This window comes from Yersinia rochesterensis (assembly GCF_003600645.1).
In the GTDB taxonomy this organism is placed as follows: domain Bacteria; phylum Pseudomonadota; class Gammaproteobacteria; order Enterobacterales; family Enterobacteriaceae; genus Yersinia; species Yersinia rochesterensis.
Window position 1 is genome coordinate 2128981 of record NZ_CP032482.1, and the last position, 17345, is coordinate 2146325.

A 17345-nucleotide genomic window follows, 5' to 3' on the forward strand; every position below is an offset into this window, starting at 1 on the left:
AACCCATAATATACAGAGAAAATTGAGCGTTTTATGAATCGAGTATTTAAAGTCATTTGGAATAGTGCTTTAGGCCGTTACGATGTTGCATCTGAGTTTTCTAAATCAGGAAAAAAAGCCAAGTCTTCTTGTTCAGGTCATGTCGATACGACCTTAGGCTTAACAACACCTTCTCGTCTGAGCCAGGTTGCCATCACTCTGATGTTCACCTTAGGGGCGAGTTCTGCCTTTGCAGCAGACATTAGTGTTCCGGTATTTACTCCAGAAGTTCAATTTGAACAGACATTCACCGGCCCAAATAATACTTTGTCGGGGAGTTTTAGCAACATTGCACGCGGTGATTCTGGATTTAAAAATAGCAAACTGGGTGATATTCCCCCGGGGAATTTCCTCTATGGTGCAGAGAATCTGATCAGTAAAAATATTTTCAATTTAGGGGATATGGTTACTGAAACTTTCCTTGATCCGAAAGGAACCGGCGCATTAATTACTATTAATGTGTATAGCAGCACGGCGATGTCAATTAAACCTTTGGCCGATTTTTCGGTACCAGTTTCTTATGCTGTCGGTGAGAATGGTCAGTATGTGAATCGTAACTTATTCCATGTGCAGGATAGCAGTGATCTGACCGTTAATGTCGGTGGCACTGCGGCAGGTTGGGTCAATGAGGATACCAACTACTTTAACGCTATTCTTAAGGGGGGCTTGAAAAGTCAACCTGAGCTAACCACCTCTTCAGGATTCTATGTTGACTCGACGACTTTAGCTCAAAATACAGTTTTAAATTATAACGCTAAGACCGTGGTCAACCTGGGTAATAACAGTAATAACATTCGTGATCGCACCACTTCAGTGGCTAATGCGGTACTTGATGACTTTACTGGCACTTTCACCAGCCCTTATTTAGGCGTGCAGAATGTGCAAAACTTTGCTGATTTCCAGCAATACAACAATGCGTTAATTGCCGGTATTAAAAGCGGTGCCATTGTCCTGGACAGCAAAGGTTATCAGGCTGAGTTGGCGCGTGCCTATTTTACTAACGGTAGCAATACTTCACCGAAAGTTACCCCTATCTATCTTGATATGGGTATTGACCCTAATGATGCCATCAATCACATCATTGATTCCGGTCGTGTTGCCTTTATTCATGGTGATGGTCAGCAGGCCATTGTGAATATTGGTGCTGATGCCAATATTCAGGCGTTCAATACGGATATTTCCGTGGTGCGGCTCAACGATGGTGCAACCTTGAATAATGCGGGAACATTAGGTTCAGCCGCCGGCACGGTTCGTGGCACCAATATTATTTTCGCCACTAACAGCACGGTTATTAATGAAGCCACTGGGGTTCTGGATGCCGGGACTAACCCCGAGATGCTGGATTTCAAACCCGTATCCAGTGCCACTTTGCCACTGGATGTCGCCAGCGGCAGTCATACTGCCATTCTGGCGAATGGGGCCTCTTCAGTCACTAACAATGGTGTCATCAACACCGCTTCACGTGGCACCAGTGTTTATACCCGCGCGGCTATCATTGACGGCACCTCTACCTTCGTCAATAACGGCGCTATTAACATTGCTGCAACTGTCGATAACTCTCCTGCAGCAGGGTATCTGAATGAAGGGGTGAGTGTTCAGAAAGGCTCTACTTTTACCAATAATGGCACTGTTTATATTGGCCGCCAAGCCCAGCGCTCGCTCACTGATGTGGTTACTGATCTGGCAATAAAAACAGAGTCTTATGCGGTTAAATTAGTGCAAGACACCGTCAATTTGAGCAATATCGCCACTTTTATCAATAATGCGAGCGGTAAAATTGTCATTGGCAGCAAAACTGAGAACTCCACCGCAATTATCGCACAAGGGGTCAGAACCGCCGTTAATCAGAACGGCACCATTGAGTTGAATGGTGCCGGGGCAACACCAGGACAAAACGCAGCGCAGAATATTGGTATTTCCGCTAGTTCAGGTGCCAACAATGTTGTCAATAATGGCAATATCATTATCAATGGTATCAATACCGTTGGTATGAAAGTGCTGACCAACAGTACCGCGACCAATGCCGGTAGCATTAATGTTAATAAAGGGCTGGATGCTGCTACCAATCTGGCTAACTACGGCATTCAAGCTGTGGGCACGGGCGCTGTGGCTAATCTTTCCGGCCAGGTTAATCTGACTGGCAACGGGGCTATCGGGGTGGTTGCGGAAGATAAAGGCACCATTAATGTCACCGGTAATGGTCAGGTTGAGTTTGTCTCCGGCACCAAACAAGTCGGATACCTGATTTACGGTGCCGGTGCTAGCGTCAATAACACCGCCGTGGGTGCCGAAACTGTTTCAACCGAAGGTTCGACTTTATATCGCGTTGATAAAGGTGCCAGCTTTGCCGGAACCACGGCTTCCACCATGAATGCCACCGGTAAGAATTCCTCTCTTATTCAAGTGACCGGTGCTGGCAGTACGTTTAACTCCGGTGCGCTAGATATGGTGCTTTCGGGTGAGGGTTCTACTGGCGTAAAAGTTGAGGGTGGCGCGACGGGCACCATCACAGCAGATGCCAGTTTAGAACTGAGTGGTAACGGGGCGACGGCCGGTATTGTCGATGGTAAATATTACGGGCTGGACGGTATCGAGACCGGTGCCACCGGCAAATCCGTGCTGACCAGTTCGGCGGTATTAACCACGGGTAACACAGCTTCTGGTGCTTATGGCTATATCGCCCGTAATGGCGGCGAGCTTATTCATAAAGGTTCCATTGATTTTACCCAGGCTGGCAGCACCGGTGTGTTGGTGAATGGCGGGATCCTGACCAACCAAAATATCATCTCTGTGAATGGCACTGCGGTGAATATTCAGGGCGCTAACTCAACAGTGAATAACTCGGGCACAGTGACCGCAACTGATGGTACCGCTGCCTTCCTGTTAGGTTCCGGATCCAGTTTGACACTGTCTGGTAATGGTGTAACCAACGCAGGCGGCACGGCTCATGGCGTATTGCTTGATACCGGCGCTACCGCTCTGACAGTTGACGGTGCAACCATCACTATGACGGCGGGGGGAACTGGCAACGCGATTGAAAATAAAGCAGAAATCGCGGGTATCCAATTAAAAAATACCACTCTGACTGTGGGTAATGGCGCAGGTGTGCGTACCGGAGCCTCGATGGCGGCGACCAACTCTGGCGTGATTAATGTCAATGGCAGCGGCACCGGTATTTTGTTCGCCAACACCGGCGATACCATAACGACTAACGCGCTGGATATGTCTAATTCGGCTGGCCTGGTGATTAATGTTAATTCGGCGGCGGGTAAAGGGATTGTTACCAACTCCAGTCAAAATTTGAAAACCGGTGCCAGTGTCAATGTGAACAATGCTGCTGGCGGCGCGGCCTTGATTGTTAAAGGCACGACTGGCCGTGTTGAGCAGTCCGGTAAACTGACATCCCAGTCACTGACTAGCCCAGTGGTTGATATCAACAATGGCAATGTTACTAGCTTCGTCAATAGCGGCAGCATCCATGCTAACAGTGCGGCGCAGCAAGCAGTGTTAACCAACACCGGCAGCGGCGTGGCCTTCACCAATGAGACCGACGGCAGCATTATCGGTCAGGTCAATCTGTTGGCGGGTAACAATACCGTGACCCTGATGCAGGGCAGTAAAGGGACTGACTTCACCACGGGTAGCGGCGATGATTCCTTTATTCTTAAAGGGCTGACAGCAACAGATACTGGCGTATTCAGTTCACTGAACGGCGGAACCGGCACAGACACTGTGACCTTTGATAGCTCGGTGTATACGCTGAAAGATGCTGATGCTATTCAGAATATGGATTACATCGACCTGATCAATGACTCCACGCTGACACTGGAAAATGTCCTGCTGGCGCTGGGTAATGCGAAAGATGACAACGTCAACACTGGTTTTAACTTGGGTGACGGCAGCTTGTTGCAGGTTAACAATCTGAATGCAGTGAATTTTAACAGCAAACTCAATGGCCTCGGCACTGTTGCGGTCAATACGGCGGGTAACGCGTTTAACTTTACTGCTAACGCGGCCCAGAATGCCTTTAACGGTGTACTGGCATTAGGCCACTCGACTTTTGATCTGGCAGCGAGCAACACCACCGCACTGGTGAACGCGACCCTGAAATTGGGTGCTGACAGCATCACCACGGTCGGTGATGGCGTTCAGACTATCGGCGGATTAATCTTTGACGGCGGGACGGCGAAATTTGACACCGGCACCCCAGGTGAAACGGTAGCGAAAAGCACCATTCATACCACCACCGAGATGAATCTGCTGGGTACCGGGACCGTGGAAGTGAATATCGACAGCATCGATAATAGCCAAACTCCGGTGAATCCTGTGCTGCCAATTCTGGAGCAGGATGATGCTAATACCCTATTGCAACTGGCGGTGAGTGATGTTGCGGTACAAGGTAATGGTGGCAATCTGGTGTTGAAAGACCAGTATGGCAATATTATTACCGATGCCACCACGGCAGATATTGCACAGAACGGCACGACGGTCGCCAAAGGCACTTACGACTATCGCCTGACCAGTGGCGTAAATAACGATGGTTTGTATGTGGGTTACGGTCTGACTCAGGTTGAGTTGTTGGGCAGTGGTGCTGATGCGCTGTCACTGTACGCCACCAATAAAACCGGCCCGGCCGCCGATTTGAGCGCCAAAATTACGGGGAGCGGTGATTTAGCGATTGATACTGGCGCGGGCGATACCGTGACACTGTCTAATCTGTTAAATGATTACACCGGATCTACCGAGGTGCGCAGCGGTACCTTGCAGATGCTGAATGATAATGTGCTGGGTAATACCTCACTGTTATCTTTGGCCGCCACTACCGCCTTTGATATGAACGGTCACAGCCAAACTGTGGGCGAGTTGAATGGCACCGCAGGCTCATTATTGAACCTTAATGGTGGCAACCTGACGTTGAGTCAGGGCGGCATTTCTAACGGTGAATTGACGGGCAGTGGCGCGTTGACGATTGCTGCCAATGTGTTGACCGTTAATGGTGCCAACAGTGGTTTGAGTGCGGTAACCACCATTACTAACGGTGCAGAAGCGGTGCTCAATAATGCGGCAGGGCTGGGGGATGGCAATATTGTCAACGCCGGTCTGTTGACACTGAAAGATGCAGCCGGTCAGCTGGTGAATGCTATCAGTGATGCCGGTCGCGTAGTGTTGCAGGATAACAGCGACATTACCGCCAGCGGCGATAACAGTCTGTTCAGCGGCCTGTTTGACATCAACAATGGCAGCCAGTTAGCGGTTTCTCAGGCGGCAAACCTGGGCAGCGCATCCGTCACCAATAATGGTTCGCTGGTCTTGAACTCAGCCACCGATTGGGCACTGGCTAACAACGTTAGCGGCACCGGCAGCTTGACCAAAAATGGCGCTGGCACAGTTTCGTTAACCTCATCAGCAGCTTATACCGGCCAAACAGATATTAACGCTGGCGGGATTATGCTGGGCAGTAATGCAAACCCAATGACACTGGCCAGCCAGCAGGTGAATATTGCCAGCGGTGCTTTCATGGGCGGTTTTGGTGGTGTCGCGGGTGCGATTGATAACAAAGGTTCCTTGTTTGTTGGCAACCCAACTGCACCAGTGACGTCAATATTGAGTCGTCTGGCACCTGCCAGTAATGTGTTCACTGTAGGGACGGATTTAACCAACAGCGGTATTGTCTTTATCGGCAACAAAACCAGTAATGGAACCGGCACCACAGGCAATCAATTGGTGGTAAATGGTAACTATGTGGGTAACAACGGCTTGCTGCATTTCAACACCGCGTTGGGTGATGATGACTCCGCCACGGACAGCATGATAGTCAACGGCAGCACCAGCGGAACCACCAAGGTTAGTGTGGATAATGCGGGCGGTTCAGGGGCTAAGACGCTGAACGGTATTGAACTGATTCAGGTTAATGGCCTGTCAGAGGGTGATTTCGTGCAAAGTGGCCGTATTGTGGCTGGCGCATATGATTACAGTCTGAAACGCGGCGTGGGCAAAAATGTGGCTAACTGGTATCTGACCAGCTTGAGCAACTTGCCGGTTGATCCTGAAATCCCAGTTGATCCTGAAATCCCAGTTGATCCAGAAAACCCGGTCGGCCCAGAGGAAGAAGTTAAACGTCCTGAAGCGGGTAGTTACACAGCAAACTTGGCTGCTGCTAACAATATGTTTGTGACCCGTCTGCATGATCGTTTAGGGGAAACTCAATATATTGATGCCCTGACTGGTGAGCAGAAAGTGACGAGCATGTGGTTGCGCAACGAAGGTGGGCATAACCGTTCGCGTGATACCAGCGGTCAACTGAAAACCCAAAGCAACCGTTATGTGATGCAATTGGGTGGCGATATCGCCCAGTGGAGCAACAATGACCTGAACCGTTTACATTTAGGTGTGATGGCCGGTTACGGTAACAGCAAAAGCAATACTCGCTCGCAATCCGGCTACCACTCTGATGGTTCCGTTGATGGCTACACTGCCGGTGTCTATAGCACTTGGTATGCCAATGACGAAGATAAGTCTGGGTTGTATGTTGATGGTTGGGCGCAGTACAGCTGGTTCAACAATACCGTGAAGGGCGAAGGTCTGGCGACTGAAGAGTACAAATCTAAAGGGATAACCGCGTCGGTCGAGAGCGGCTACACCTTCAAGATAGGTGAAAATAAGTCTAAGAACGAAACCTACTTTATCCAGCCAAAAGCGCAGATAACCTGGATGGGTGTGAAAGCTGACGAGCATCGTGAAGCCAATGGTACACAGGTGAGCGGCCAAGGCGACGGTAATATCCAGACGCGTCTGGGTGTGCGTTCTTATATGAAAGGGCACCATGCTATCGACAATGACAAAGATCGTGAATTCCAGCCGTTTGTAGAAGCCAACTGGATCCACAATACCAAAGACTTCGGTACCAACATGAACTCGGTTGATGTGAAGCAGGCCGGTACGAAAAATATCGGTGAGTTGAAACTGGGTGTTGAGGGGCAGCTGAACAAGCAACTGAATGTTTGGGGTAACGTAGGCCAGCAATTGGGTGATAAAGGCTACAGTGATACTGCTGTGATGTTAGGGATTAAATACAACTTCTAATCGATTGTTCGTCCTGATAAATAACGGTGCTTCGGCACCGTTATTTATATACTGCAATCCCAATGAAATCCCGCTCTGAATAAATAAAAAATAATAGACAAGGAATGATACAACGTCATGAGAGTTATTGTGGTTAGTGACTGCGGTTTAACAAAACTATCCTTAGAGATTATTGTTAAAGGAATAAAACGCGTTATAGATAGAGGGCAGGATATTGGTGTGGAGCTATATTACTCTGTTGATAACGAAAATATATATAGCCAATCAAATACCCGAGATATTGTCGTTCTTGATGTTGATAATATTCCTGCCATTAAAATATTTAACACTATTGGCAAAGTCAGAGAGTTGAATCCTCTTGCTTTTATTATGGTATTTTGTCGTAAAGATGAAAAGACAGAAGATTTCATTTGTTTGTCTGTTGTTTCTGATGGCATCCTATGCAAAACAGCTTCTATTGATAGAATAGAGAGTTTGATTGTTAAACTGCTCTCTTTGCGTAAACCCCCAAAGAAATTTGATCAGTTAGATTTGACGAAGAAAATAAAGAACCAGTTAACGAAGAGAGAGAATGAAGTTTTTGAATGTATATTGTCAGGGTTGAGTAATAGTGACATATCAAGAGTGCTTGAGATGAAGAATAAAACAGCCAGTGCTCACAGAAGGAATATATATAATAAACTAGGGGTTAAAGCAATAAATCAAACATTAAGAAATTTATTAATTCTAAAATGAAATATATTTGTTATTATAAAGAATAATTATTTCCCCATATAGGATTAATTATTATTAACCAAGATAATTCTTAATCTTTGGTATTTTAATAACTATATTCTAGTAAAAAGATAGCCTTGTTATTTTTTGTTGTTGATTTGCTGACGAAATGTTTTTATTTATTATGGTAGATGGTAATTACTTTCGTTTTTTTTTGCACTATGTCAATAATTCTAATTAATTTTAAATTTTTTTTGCTTTCAATTTAATTAGGTTGTTCCGCTGAGTTATATAAATAAGTTGAAATATAAAACTATCAATTCATAAGAATACGATCTATCCCGCCATTTTAATCCCCTCCAGAAGAATTTACATCTATTATATTTGCTTTAAATAGTATATAGATCTGACTTATCACCATTTGACAGCATAAAAGATCACGATGTACAGTGTGTCCTGCTACAAGCGTTGGATTGCATTCTATTGAAAAATACAGCTGAAATCGCTATGCAACAATGATATCAGTATAAGAGAGTGCATATTCAATAGAAGGTTGAGTACTTATAAAGGATTAATTAGGGTATTTTATGAAATCAGTGGCAATAGTAATATTGATGGCAAGTGCGGTATTGGGAGGGGGCAGCACGAAAGCAAAGGTTGATTCCGAGCAACAGACCGCAGCCATTATTAAAAAAAGCACCAATGATCAATGTGTCAATAATTTCTCTATGGTCAAAAAGCTGAATGCGAATGAATTCGGTGTATTTAGAGGCCAGTTTGACAAAGTCAATGACATGTATGCATTCTTAGAACAAAATAGAAATATTTTAGATAATGATCCTAAGCAGCTCATTTCTCTTGAATTAGACTCAAAACTTAAAATGGTGTGTGCCAGAGTTAGAAACACTGCGTTCAACGAAGTCCAAAGCAAAGTAAACTATCTCTCACGGATCTAATCAGTTATTCACTAAAATACTGTAGTATGACTATATGTAATTATTATAATAACTCCGTGTGTAAACTCGTGGTTTAGGTTTTATATCATTATGTTCTTCACTTTTTAGTCGGGTGAATGTTTTATGATGATATGCCACCAATACAATCACTGGGATTAGGGCAGTTTAGTTCGCTAAATTGCTCATTTCTTATCGTTAGTTATTTTATCGCACCATTAATAAACTGAGTTTATTGGGCGAGATACTGAATGACATCATTAAATTAATTAATGATGAACTCTCGTATGTCTGTCAATAATAAAACGGCTTATATCTCTGCGGTAACGGATATCGCCATTCAAAATCGGAACTTTGAATTCACTCTGAACGGTTTCCACTCAAATAAATTACTCATGCGAGCAGTTGCCATTAATACATTATTAATGCAATTACTGCTGCCTATATCCATGGCATTTACTCCACTAATATCATTATCGGTGTGCGCTGATGAGCTAGATGAAATAATGATGAAGATGCGATCAGCCGAGATATTGGTTGAATCCACAACAGCGCCAGCACCAATATATTCTGAGCAGCCTAAAGGTCATATTGATAACTCAGCAGTTCCTGACAAATTTAAACCCTCGAATCCTTTCATCGCGCAAGAAGAGCCACCTCTGTTACAGCCGAGTAAAACGCTACCCGATTTGGGATCTGAAAATCAGACATCAGATATTTCTTCTGCCAATAAATTTAATTTTACTGAAGATAATGTTGCCAATACTGCTACCCAAATTTGGGGCGTAATGGACAGTGAGAATTCTACCAAAGCCGCAGAAAGCGCGGTGAGAGGCGTATCTTCCGGTTTAGCTTCACAAGCGGCCTCCGATTGGCTTAACCAATTTGGCCATGCCAGGGTTCAGCTCAATTCTACAGGAACGGCCAATGCAGATATTTTACTGCCGCTGGTTGAATCGCAAAACAACCTGTTATTTGGTCAGCTAGGAGTCCGTTATAACGGCGACCGGACGACAAATAATGCGGGCCTTGGCGTACGCCAATTTACTGATAACTGGATGTTCGGGGTTAACAGTTTTTATGATTATGATCTGACGGGTAAAAATAGTCGTTTAGGGGCAGGGGCTGAGATTTGGACTGATAATCTTAAGTTCTCCGCCAATGGCTATTTCCGGTTGACAGATTGGCACCAGTCAGTGCTGTCGAATATGGAAGATTATAACGAACGGCCAGCGAATGGTTTTGATGTCCGGGCCTTGGCATATTTGCCAGCATACCCTCAGTTGGGTGGCTCATTAATGTATGAAAAATACTTTGGTAAAGGCGTTGCGCTAAACGGCGGAACTACCAGCCCAAATGACTTAGGTGATTCGCCGTCAGCGCTAACGATAGGGGCGAATTACACACCAATTCCATTGATAACAGTCGATGTTGCCCACAAGAACGGTCAGAACACCTCAAATGAGCTTCAGCTCGGTTTGAACTTTAACTACCGCTTCGGTGTGCCGTGGATTGATCAAATTAATAAAGATGCTGTCGGTTTGATGCGCAGCCTTGCGGGCAGCCGCTATGATTTGGTCGATCGTAACTACAATATTGTTATGCAGTATCAGAAACAAGACCTGATCAATTTAACTCTGCCCACCACAATTTCAGCTCATGCGCTGGAAAATGTCACTCTGACAGGGGCAGTATCATCAAAATATGGCACTGATCGGGTTGAATGGAGCGCGCCGGTTCTGATTACTGCTGGGGGAGCCTTAGCCGCACTGACCACCGAATCGGCCGCCGTTAGACTTCCTGCCTATCAACATCGGCAAAACATCAATAGCTATCAAGTTAGCGCTGTTGCCTATGATATTCGCGGTAATAAATCGAACACTGCCACCACTCAGATTATTGTCCAGGAATCACCGCATCAGATAGCACTGAGTGTCGTGGGTTCAAGTGCCACGGCCACGGCTGATGGTGCGGCGTTAGTGACTTATCGAGCCTCTGTGCTGGATACCGCCAATGGTTCTAATACACCTATGGCTGGCATGAATGTGGCATTCAACTCCACTCTGGGTGATGTGGTCTCATCGAGTGCGACCACTGATAGCGGTACGGCGACTATCCTCAGTGGTGCACTGACCGTCACTCATGACAATGCCATTGCCAATGGTGTGGCGACCAATGCAATAAAAGCTATCGTGACTGATGCCACCGGTAATGTGGTGCCGAATCAGGCGGTGACATTTAGTGCCGATAATAACGCCACTATAGTCGGCAATGGCACAAAGGGGGTCGATGGATCTGTGACGGTGTCACTAACTAACACCAAGGCGAGTGTCACTCATGTCACGGCGACAGTTAACGGTAACAGCCAGAGTGTGGATATCACCTTTATCGCGGACAGCACGACAGCAACCTTCCTCAGCGGTGCACTGACCATCATCCGCGATAATGCACTGGCCAATGGCACGGCGCAGGATGAGGTAAAAGCTATTGTCACGGATGCCACTGGAAACGTGGTGCCCAATCAGGTGGTGACATTTCGTGCTAATAACAATGCAATCATTGCCGCCAGTGGGACGACCGGAGCAGATGGTTCTGTGACGGTGTCACTAACCAATGCGACTGCGGGAGGGGCGCGCGTAACGGCGACAGTTAACAGCAACAGCCAAAGTGTGGATGTCACCTTTATCGCGGACAGCAGTACGGCGGTTATTATCAGCGGCGCACTGACCATCACCCGTGATAATGCGATTGCCAATGGCACGGCGCAAAATGAGGTGAAAGCGGTTGTCACTGATGCGACGGGGAATAAAGTGCCGAATCAGTTGGTGACATTCAGCGCGAATAACAATGCGATTATTGCCGCCAGTGGAACAACTGATAGTGGCGGTGTGGTGACCTTGCCACTGACTAACAGCACGGCGGGTGTCACTCAAGTCACGGCCACGGTCAATGGAAACAGCCAAAGTGTGGATGTCACCTTTATTCCTGACAGCACGACGGCCACTATCCTCAGTGGCGCACTTACCCTCACTCATGATAATGCGATTGCCAATGGGGTGGCACAGAATGAGGTGAAAGCCATGGTCACGGATGCCACCGGTAATGGGGTACCGAATCAAGTTGTCACATTCAGTGCCAATAACAATACGGTGATTGCAGCCAGTGGGACAACGGATAGCCAAGGTGTGGTGATCTTGCCACTGACTAACACCACGGCGGGCGTGATCAGGGTAACCGCCACCGTCAACGGTAACAGTCAAAGTGTAGAGGCGACTTTCATTGCTGATGAAAGTACGGCAACTATTATTCGCGGGGCGTTCAGCATTGAGGATGATGGCGCGGTGGCGAATGGCGTCGCCACGAACAGTGTTAAAGCTGTGGTGACGGATGCTTTGGGCAATCGCGTGCCCAACATGTTGGTGAACTTCAGCGCAAATAACAATACGGTGATTGCTGCCAGTGGCACCACTGATGCAAATGGCTCGGCCACATTGACATTCACTAATATAAAATCAGGTATCACCCAGGGGACAGCAAAGTAACGGCAACAATCAATAGCACCACCGATTCTGATGTTGTGACGTTTTTGCCGGTGGCATTCAGTGTCAAATTTACCTTGGAAATCTAAGCCGGTAGGGAAATAGAGTAACGATGATATAGAGAGTATTAAAAATCACCTTTAATACTCTCTTATTATCACGCAAAAATTTCAAACTCAGGGTACCAGCCCTTGAATTAACACCTGCTTTGCAGTCACTTTCGCGTGGATATTTATTATGAAATTATTAAAATTATTTTTATTTTCTTCACTGTTTTTAGTGTTGCCAAATACGCTATTGGCACATTATGAAGTTAAAAACCCTCAAACCAGTTTGAGTGAGCTTTCTTTCGACTTAATACATACTTATTGGGATGGGACAAATAACCCGCCGACAGCGGGTGACAAAAATTCTCATATGACCCATGTCAATAGATGTAAAAGGGCATCTAATACGGTCTCACTTAATTCCTGTGTTTTACGATATAGATTTAGTATGGTGAACTCAAGTGGTGGATTACTAGCTCCGGATATTCAAACATATGATGTGGATCTTCGCGGTAATGGTTCTTACGACGATGAATTAATGGATGCTGCCACCCATTACGATGCGGTTAAAGTGGCGATTGCACATGGCGTCGCTGTTGATCAACATATCTCAATTTCTCGCGCTAATATTACTTCATTGGCCGGCAGTTCAGGAAAGTTTCGAGTAAGTACCTATGGTGTGGGTAGCATCTGTAATAGCAGCACCTCTTGCAGCATACCGACTCCGAATAGCTATACCACCAGTACCCTCGATCTTGTTCAGCAAAATTTAGATGTTGCTTGCGAAGCCAAAGCTGAGGGGGCGACCAGTATTGAAAATATCTTAAGTGGCGAACATATCTATTTATATAATAGTAATGCATCGCGTCGGTCAGAGAATATTGGTGCAATTAACTTATCCGTTAACTGTGTTAATTGGTTGCCAACAGCCAAAAGCAAGACTTTGAAATTTACCATTTCTCCTAATGTGGTTATGGCGACTGGGAGTAATACTGAAGTGACATGCGGTGCTTATGTCAATGACATATCAACAACTCAGCCCGGATACACCTTCGCCAAAAACATTAGCATACCCGGTTATGACAGTATGATAGTGGAATATGATACTGACCCTATTTATTATGGATTATATGTTTCGACACCATCAACGACTGCTGAAACATCCCTTGCGCTTAACTGTGGTTTATCAGGGGGATACAAACTGAATTAATTCTTAATAAAGTATCTGGCAGAATGCCGATATCGAGTCATTCTGCCCAATCAACGGATTTAAATTAATTTTACGGATGAGGTTCTTATGGCAGGGGAAATTTCAGCGTTAATTATTGATCAATACCCATTAATTCGCTCTGTAGTGAGAGGGATTATAGAATATAAAGGGGGCAGGGTTTATGAAACTGGTGGAGAACTTGAATCAATAAAAATGGCTAATACTTACAAGCCAAATTTAATTGTAGTGGATTTTGTCGGGTATAAAAGTATCCAGCTTAATCTTATTCATAAATTAATGATTGTCTCCCCTGAGTCTAAAGTCCTTATCTATACTTCTTTAATGTCAATTTTTTACCTGAAAAAATGCCTTGAAATAGGCGTTCGTGGCTATGTACACAAAAGGGATGAAGTCATTAATTTCGATGGCGCTATTGATGCAGTGATATCGGGTTATTGCTGTTTTCCTCAGGGTGGGCTGCCTGTGAACACAGAATATATTTTGTAGGTGACCCAATGGAAAATAAAAGTGTATTGGAATTAATCTCATGAGTAAATTTGTTTCATTTTCTTTATCTTTATTCTGGTTTGTTTGGTTATTCTGCCTTTTTAGTTTACTTATTGTTGAAACATTCCCTGATATAATGAGTTACATACATTCAATTTATTTGGGTGCGAATGTATCGGAGGATACCTACGATTCTCTGATTGCTCTCTCTCTATGGTTATCATTTTTTTCTGCAATAATCGCCATGTTTTTTATAGATGTATTTTTCAAGAAATTAAAAGAATTTAGCTAAACAAAAACTCGATTTACATGTGTTATTAAAGGAGATAAGCGCTATGGAAGATAAGCTTGCAATCGTTCAACACCCTTGTTCTTTTACCCGATTTAGCCTGGAACGTATTTTGAAAAAATTATTAATGAGTGAATCGGTCAATATCGTAGCCAGTGTCAATTCTCTTAGTGATTGCTATGATAATCTGGTGAAGTTCCCGGAAACTCATTTAGCTATTCTGAGTTTACGAGGAGAGGATTATACCTCTGGCGATAGTCTTAGTCTGGTTGTCGACTGGTTACGAATACACCGCCCAAACTGCCGTGTGATTATTATCGCCGAGGAGTTTTGTGTTTCTCTCGTGAGGTAGTTTTTTTCCGGTGTTTCCCAAGTCTGTGCTGTTATTGCGCAAAATGAGTCTGTTAGTCAATTTATCACTCAACTAAACCGGGTATTTTCAAGCTCAATGGTGCTGAGTGGGAAACCGCCCTGTGTATTATCGAAGCGCGAACGAACAGTGCTGGCTTTATTACTGCAAGGTAAATCAAACAATGCTATTGCAGATCACTTGCAATTAAGTAATAAAACTATCAGCTATCATAAGCGCAGTGCTCTGGGCAAATTAGGCATCCCCACATTACAACCGATGCTGATGAACTCAGGAATTGTCTCGCAATTACTGGAGAATATCAGCGCTGAGCCACAATACGCGACAGCGTAATATTCTGATGAACTAGACTATAAAAATAGATTATTACTATTTTACTACAGACATGAGAGCAGCTAAACAGCACTGAATAACTATCGAAAAGCCACTGTGAGTAGCAGTGGCTATCGTTGAGTGCTTAAGAGATTATCTGAGAGAAGAGCGTTTCAATTGGGCTTTTTCAAGCACAGCGCCTCACTCGTGACATACTTAGTTGCCATTCCCGGCATCCAGCCTGATGGAATACCCCGACAAGCTATATATCCTCTTTTTTCAAATTCATTTATAAAATAAAACCTGAACCCTATCTGAAAAACAATAGACGTAAGGAAACAGACGATAATGAATTTAGAAACTGTCTTTTGGACAGAGTTGGAGGCTTGGCGCCCTAAAAAAATAGGCGGAACAGAAAGAAAGGTAAGTGGGAGCAATATAAGAAAACACGTAATTCCGTATATGATAAAAGATGAAAAAACAATAACATCAGGAAAAGATAAATACTCATTTATGGCATCTAAAGTCAGATATATACCTCCAGCGCTTAACGGTATAACTAAAAATAACACACCAAAAAACATAGATACTCTTCTTTTTAATGTGAGTTCGTACATTAAAACCACCTAGTATTAAAGTTACTCAATACTTCCTTGATATAGTTTCTGACTTCATACTCAATAACTTCTTTTCCTTTATCAAGCATCTTATCTGCATACATAGCCCCCAAATCCCAAATCCCTTGTTCCACCTCGCGAGCTTTTTCTACAAATTCTTGCTGTGCACCTTCAATGCACTTAACAACTTTATCTGTAACACCAAATTTATCATCTAAATGGTTTAAACCAATTGCAGAAACCAACCCGGCGACAACAACGACAACCAAAGGAACCGCAACGGTAGAAACAACCCCTAGAGCTATAGTCCCAACACCCCAACTAATAGCCGCCGCCACACCTATTTTCACTACATCGGTTGCTAAGGAACCGATAAACTCAGACAGTGAGGTAGCGTCATTCAATATAAAATCAACAGTTCGGTAAGCTGCTGCCACATAAAATGTTAATCGGGCACCACTAACAATTGAATTTCTCAGCCCATATTTACCGATACCTAAATCAACCACTTTCGGATTCTTTAACGCAAATACAGGCGCGGTTAATACTTTTCTAACCCCAGCATAGCCCGTCAGTTTTATTAACTCAGTACCTTTATGATTAACGTAGACCGTAGCCCTAATACCGAAGTCACCTAATCGAGCAATAATCATCGAGGTGGTGACAACATCCTTTCCGTTTACACCGTAATTAACCATCACTTGCCCGGCACCGGACTGTGTGGTTTCCACCCAAGCAGTTTTGGTGTCTTTCCAACCCCATGATTGGAGTACTTCCAAACTCTCAGAGAGTGTCAGTAGCATCACATCTTGATGGGTTCGTGCCAACATTGCGCGTAAAGCGTCATCTGGTAGAGTACGGGTATTCCGTAACACTGGATAATCCGGCACAAACTCAGAAGGTGGTTTTTCACCCGTGAGATAGGGCGGCGCACTGGCTCTTTTAGCTGACTGGGCATATTGCTGTGGCTCAGTAACTGGCGAATTTGCCGCTGTGCGGGAAGAGGCGGCCTGTGGTTGCCCACCCTGATAAGGGCCATGAGATGCCCAGGTTTGTGACGGAATGAAAAATGCTTTGCACGGACAGGTTGAGCGGCTATATAGCGTGCTGGCGACGTAATGCCCATGCACTATCTCGCCCGGATGCCCGCCACCCACGCTGTAGCTGCCGGGGTGTTTCCCGCACGAAACTTTACTGCCATTCACCGCGACCGGATTATTGGCAAATGTCCTCTCCGCTATCCCCTCATGAACTATCCCGCCACAACTGGTCTTGTCACCTTTAACTATCCAGTATCCTGCTGCCATATCATCCCTTATTCATCCATTTGCCAATATCAATTTGGCAATAAGCTCAAAAAGGTAAGGGATAATGATGAATCAGGCAATTAAAAACTGAAATCATGTTTTATGTGTGACAACTGAAATAAGACATACAGTCAATCACTGCCGGTCAGGGAAATACTGAAAAAGTCGCATCATTGGAAAAGTCTCTTTTATATCCTGCCTTCACGTTTACCGCTATAACCCGGAAACGTCATTTCCGGTACACGGATACTTTTTGAATCCCTGACTGTGAAATTAGTGTAATATGTGCGGTCACGAACCAGCGTGTAGAGGCGTCTGTGTGACGGTCACGACGGCATGCTGTGTTCCAAAATGTATT

General features: G+C 44.9%; 10 protein-coding genes. 9 read left to right on the forward strand and 1 reads right to left on the reverse strand.

Annotated elements, in window-relative coordinates:
* Positions 1-33 precede the first annotated feature (33 nt).
* From DXZ79_RS10025 to DXZ79_RS20945, 9 genes are all read left to right on the forward strand, one after another.
* Positions 34-7122: an autotransporter outer membrane beta-barrel domain-containing protein gene (locus tag DXZ79_RS10025; RefSeq protein ID WP_038633139.1), complete on the forward strand. Its 7089-nt coding sequence runs from the start codon at positions 34-36 to the stop codon at positions 7120-7122.
* Positions 7123-7239: 117 nt separating this feature from the next.
* A complete protein-coding gene (locus DXZ79_RS10030) occupies positions 7240-7857 on the forward strand; it encodes a response regulator transcription factor (RefSeq protein ID WP_038633136.1) in 618 nt (205 codons plus the stop codon).
* Between the two features lie 566 nt (positions 7858-8423).
* Positions 8424-8792 carry a hypothetical protein gene (locus DXZ79_RS10035; RefSeq protein WP_038633132.1) on the forward strand — a complete coding sequence of 123 codons (369 nt, stop codon included), beginning with the start codon at positions 8424-8426 and terminating at the stop codon, positions 8790-8792.
* A 284-nt stretch (positions 8793-9076) separates the two neighbouring features.
* On the forward strand, positions 9077-12331 hold the full coding sequence (locus DXZ79_RS10040; protein WP_162928741.1) for an Ig-like domain-containing protein: 3255 nt from the start codon (positions 9077-9079) through the stop codon (positions 12329-12331).
* 234 nt (positions 12332-12565) lie between these two features.
* Positions 12566-13585, forward strand: coding sequence for a heme utilization protein (locus DXZ79_RS10045; protein ID WP_120011252.1), 1020 nt, complete (start codon positions 12566-12568; stop codon positions 13583-13585).
* Between the two features lie 87 nt (positions 13586-13672).
* Positions 13673-14092: a response regulator gene (locus tag DXZ79_RS10050; RefSeq protein WP_072089122.1), complete on the forward strand. Its 420-nt coding sequence runs from the start codon at positions 13673-13675 to the stop codon at positions 14090-14092.
* Positions 14093-14427: 335 nt separating this feature from the next.
* The gene (locus tag DXZ79_RS20935) at positions 14428-14733 is read left to right on the forward strand and encodes a hypothetical protein (RefSeq protein WP_244942320.1); all 306 of its coding nucleotides are present in this window, start codon (positions 14428-14430) and stop codon (positions 14731-14733) included.
* Between the two features lie 96 nt (positions 14734-14829).
* Entirely contained in the window at positions 14830-15084 is a 255-nt protein-coding gene (locus tag DXZ79_RS20940; protein WP_244942321.1) for a helix-turn-helix domain-containing protein, read from the forward strand.
* Between the two features lie 327 nt (positions 15085-15411).
* Positions 15412-15693: a hypothetical protein gene (locus tag DXZ79_RS20945; RefSeq protein WP_050291740.1), complete on the forward strand. Its 282-nt coding sequence runs from the start codon at positions 15412-15414 to the stop codon at positions 15691-15693.
* On the opposite strand, the gene DXZ79_RS10065 is transcribed toward DXZ79_RS20945, so the two are convergent.
* Positions 15680-16987 carry a PAAR domain-containing protein gene (locus DXZ79_RS10065; RefSeq protein WP_120011253.1) on the reverse strand — a complete coding sequence of 436 codons (1308 nt, stop codon included), beginning with the start codon at positions 16985-16987 and terminating at the stop codon, positions 15680-15682. The genes DXZ79_RS20945 and DXZ79_RS10065 overlap by 14 nt on opposite strands.
* Positions 16988-17345: the final 358 nt, after the last annotated feature.

Excerpts from the sequence above, each read along its gene's own strand:
- DXZ79_RS10025 (WP_038633139.1), top strand. The coding sequence starts at position 34 with ATGAATCGAGTATTTAAAGTCATTTGGAATAGTGCTTTAGGCCGTTAC.
- DXZ79_RS10030 (WP_038633136.1), top strand. The coding sequence starts at position 7,240 with ATGAGAGTTATTGTGGTTAGTGACTGCGGTTTAACAAAACTATCCTTA.
- DXZ79_RS10035 (WP_038633132.1), top strand. The coding sequence starts at position 8,424 with ATGAAATCAGTGGCAATAGTAATATTGATGGCAAGTGCGGTATTGGGA.
- DXZ79_RS10040 (WP_162928741.1), top strand. The coding sequence starts at position 9,077 with ATGTCTGTCAATAATAAAACGGCTTATATCTCTGCGGTAACGGATATC.
- DXZ79_RS10045 (WP_120011252.1), top strand. The coding sequence starts at position 12,566 with ATGAAATTATTAAAATTATTTTTATTTTCTTCACTGTTTTTAGTGTTG.
- DXZ79_RS10050 (WP_072089122.1), top strand. The coding sequence starts at position 13,673 with ATGGCAGGGGAAATTTCAGCGTTAATTATTGATCAATACCCATTAATT.
- DXZ79_RS20935 (WP_244942320.1), top strand. The coding sequence starts at position 14,428 with ATGGAAGATAAGCTTGCAATCGTTCAACACCCTTGTTCTTTTACCCGA.
- DXZ79_RS20940 (WP_244942321.1), top strand. The coding sequence starts at position 14,830 with ATGGTGCTGAGTGGGAAACCGCCCTGTGTATTATCGAAGCGCGAACGA.
- DXZ79_RS20945 (WP_050291740.1), top strand. The coding sequence starts at position 15,412 with ATGAATTTAGAAACTGTCTTTTGGACAGAGTTGGAGGCTTGGCGCCCT.
- DXZ79_RS10065 (WP_120011253.1), bottom strand. The coding sequence starts at position 16,987 with ATGGCAGCAGGATACTGGATAGTTAAAGGTGACAAGACCAGTTGTGGC.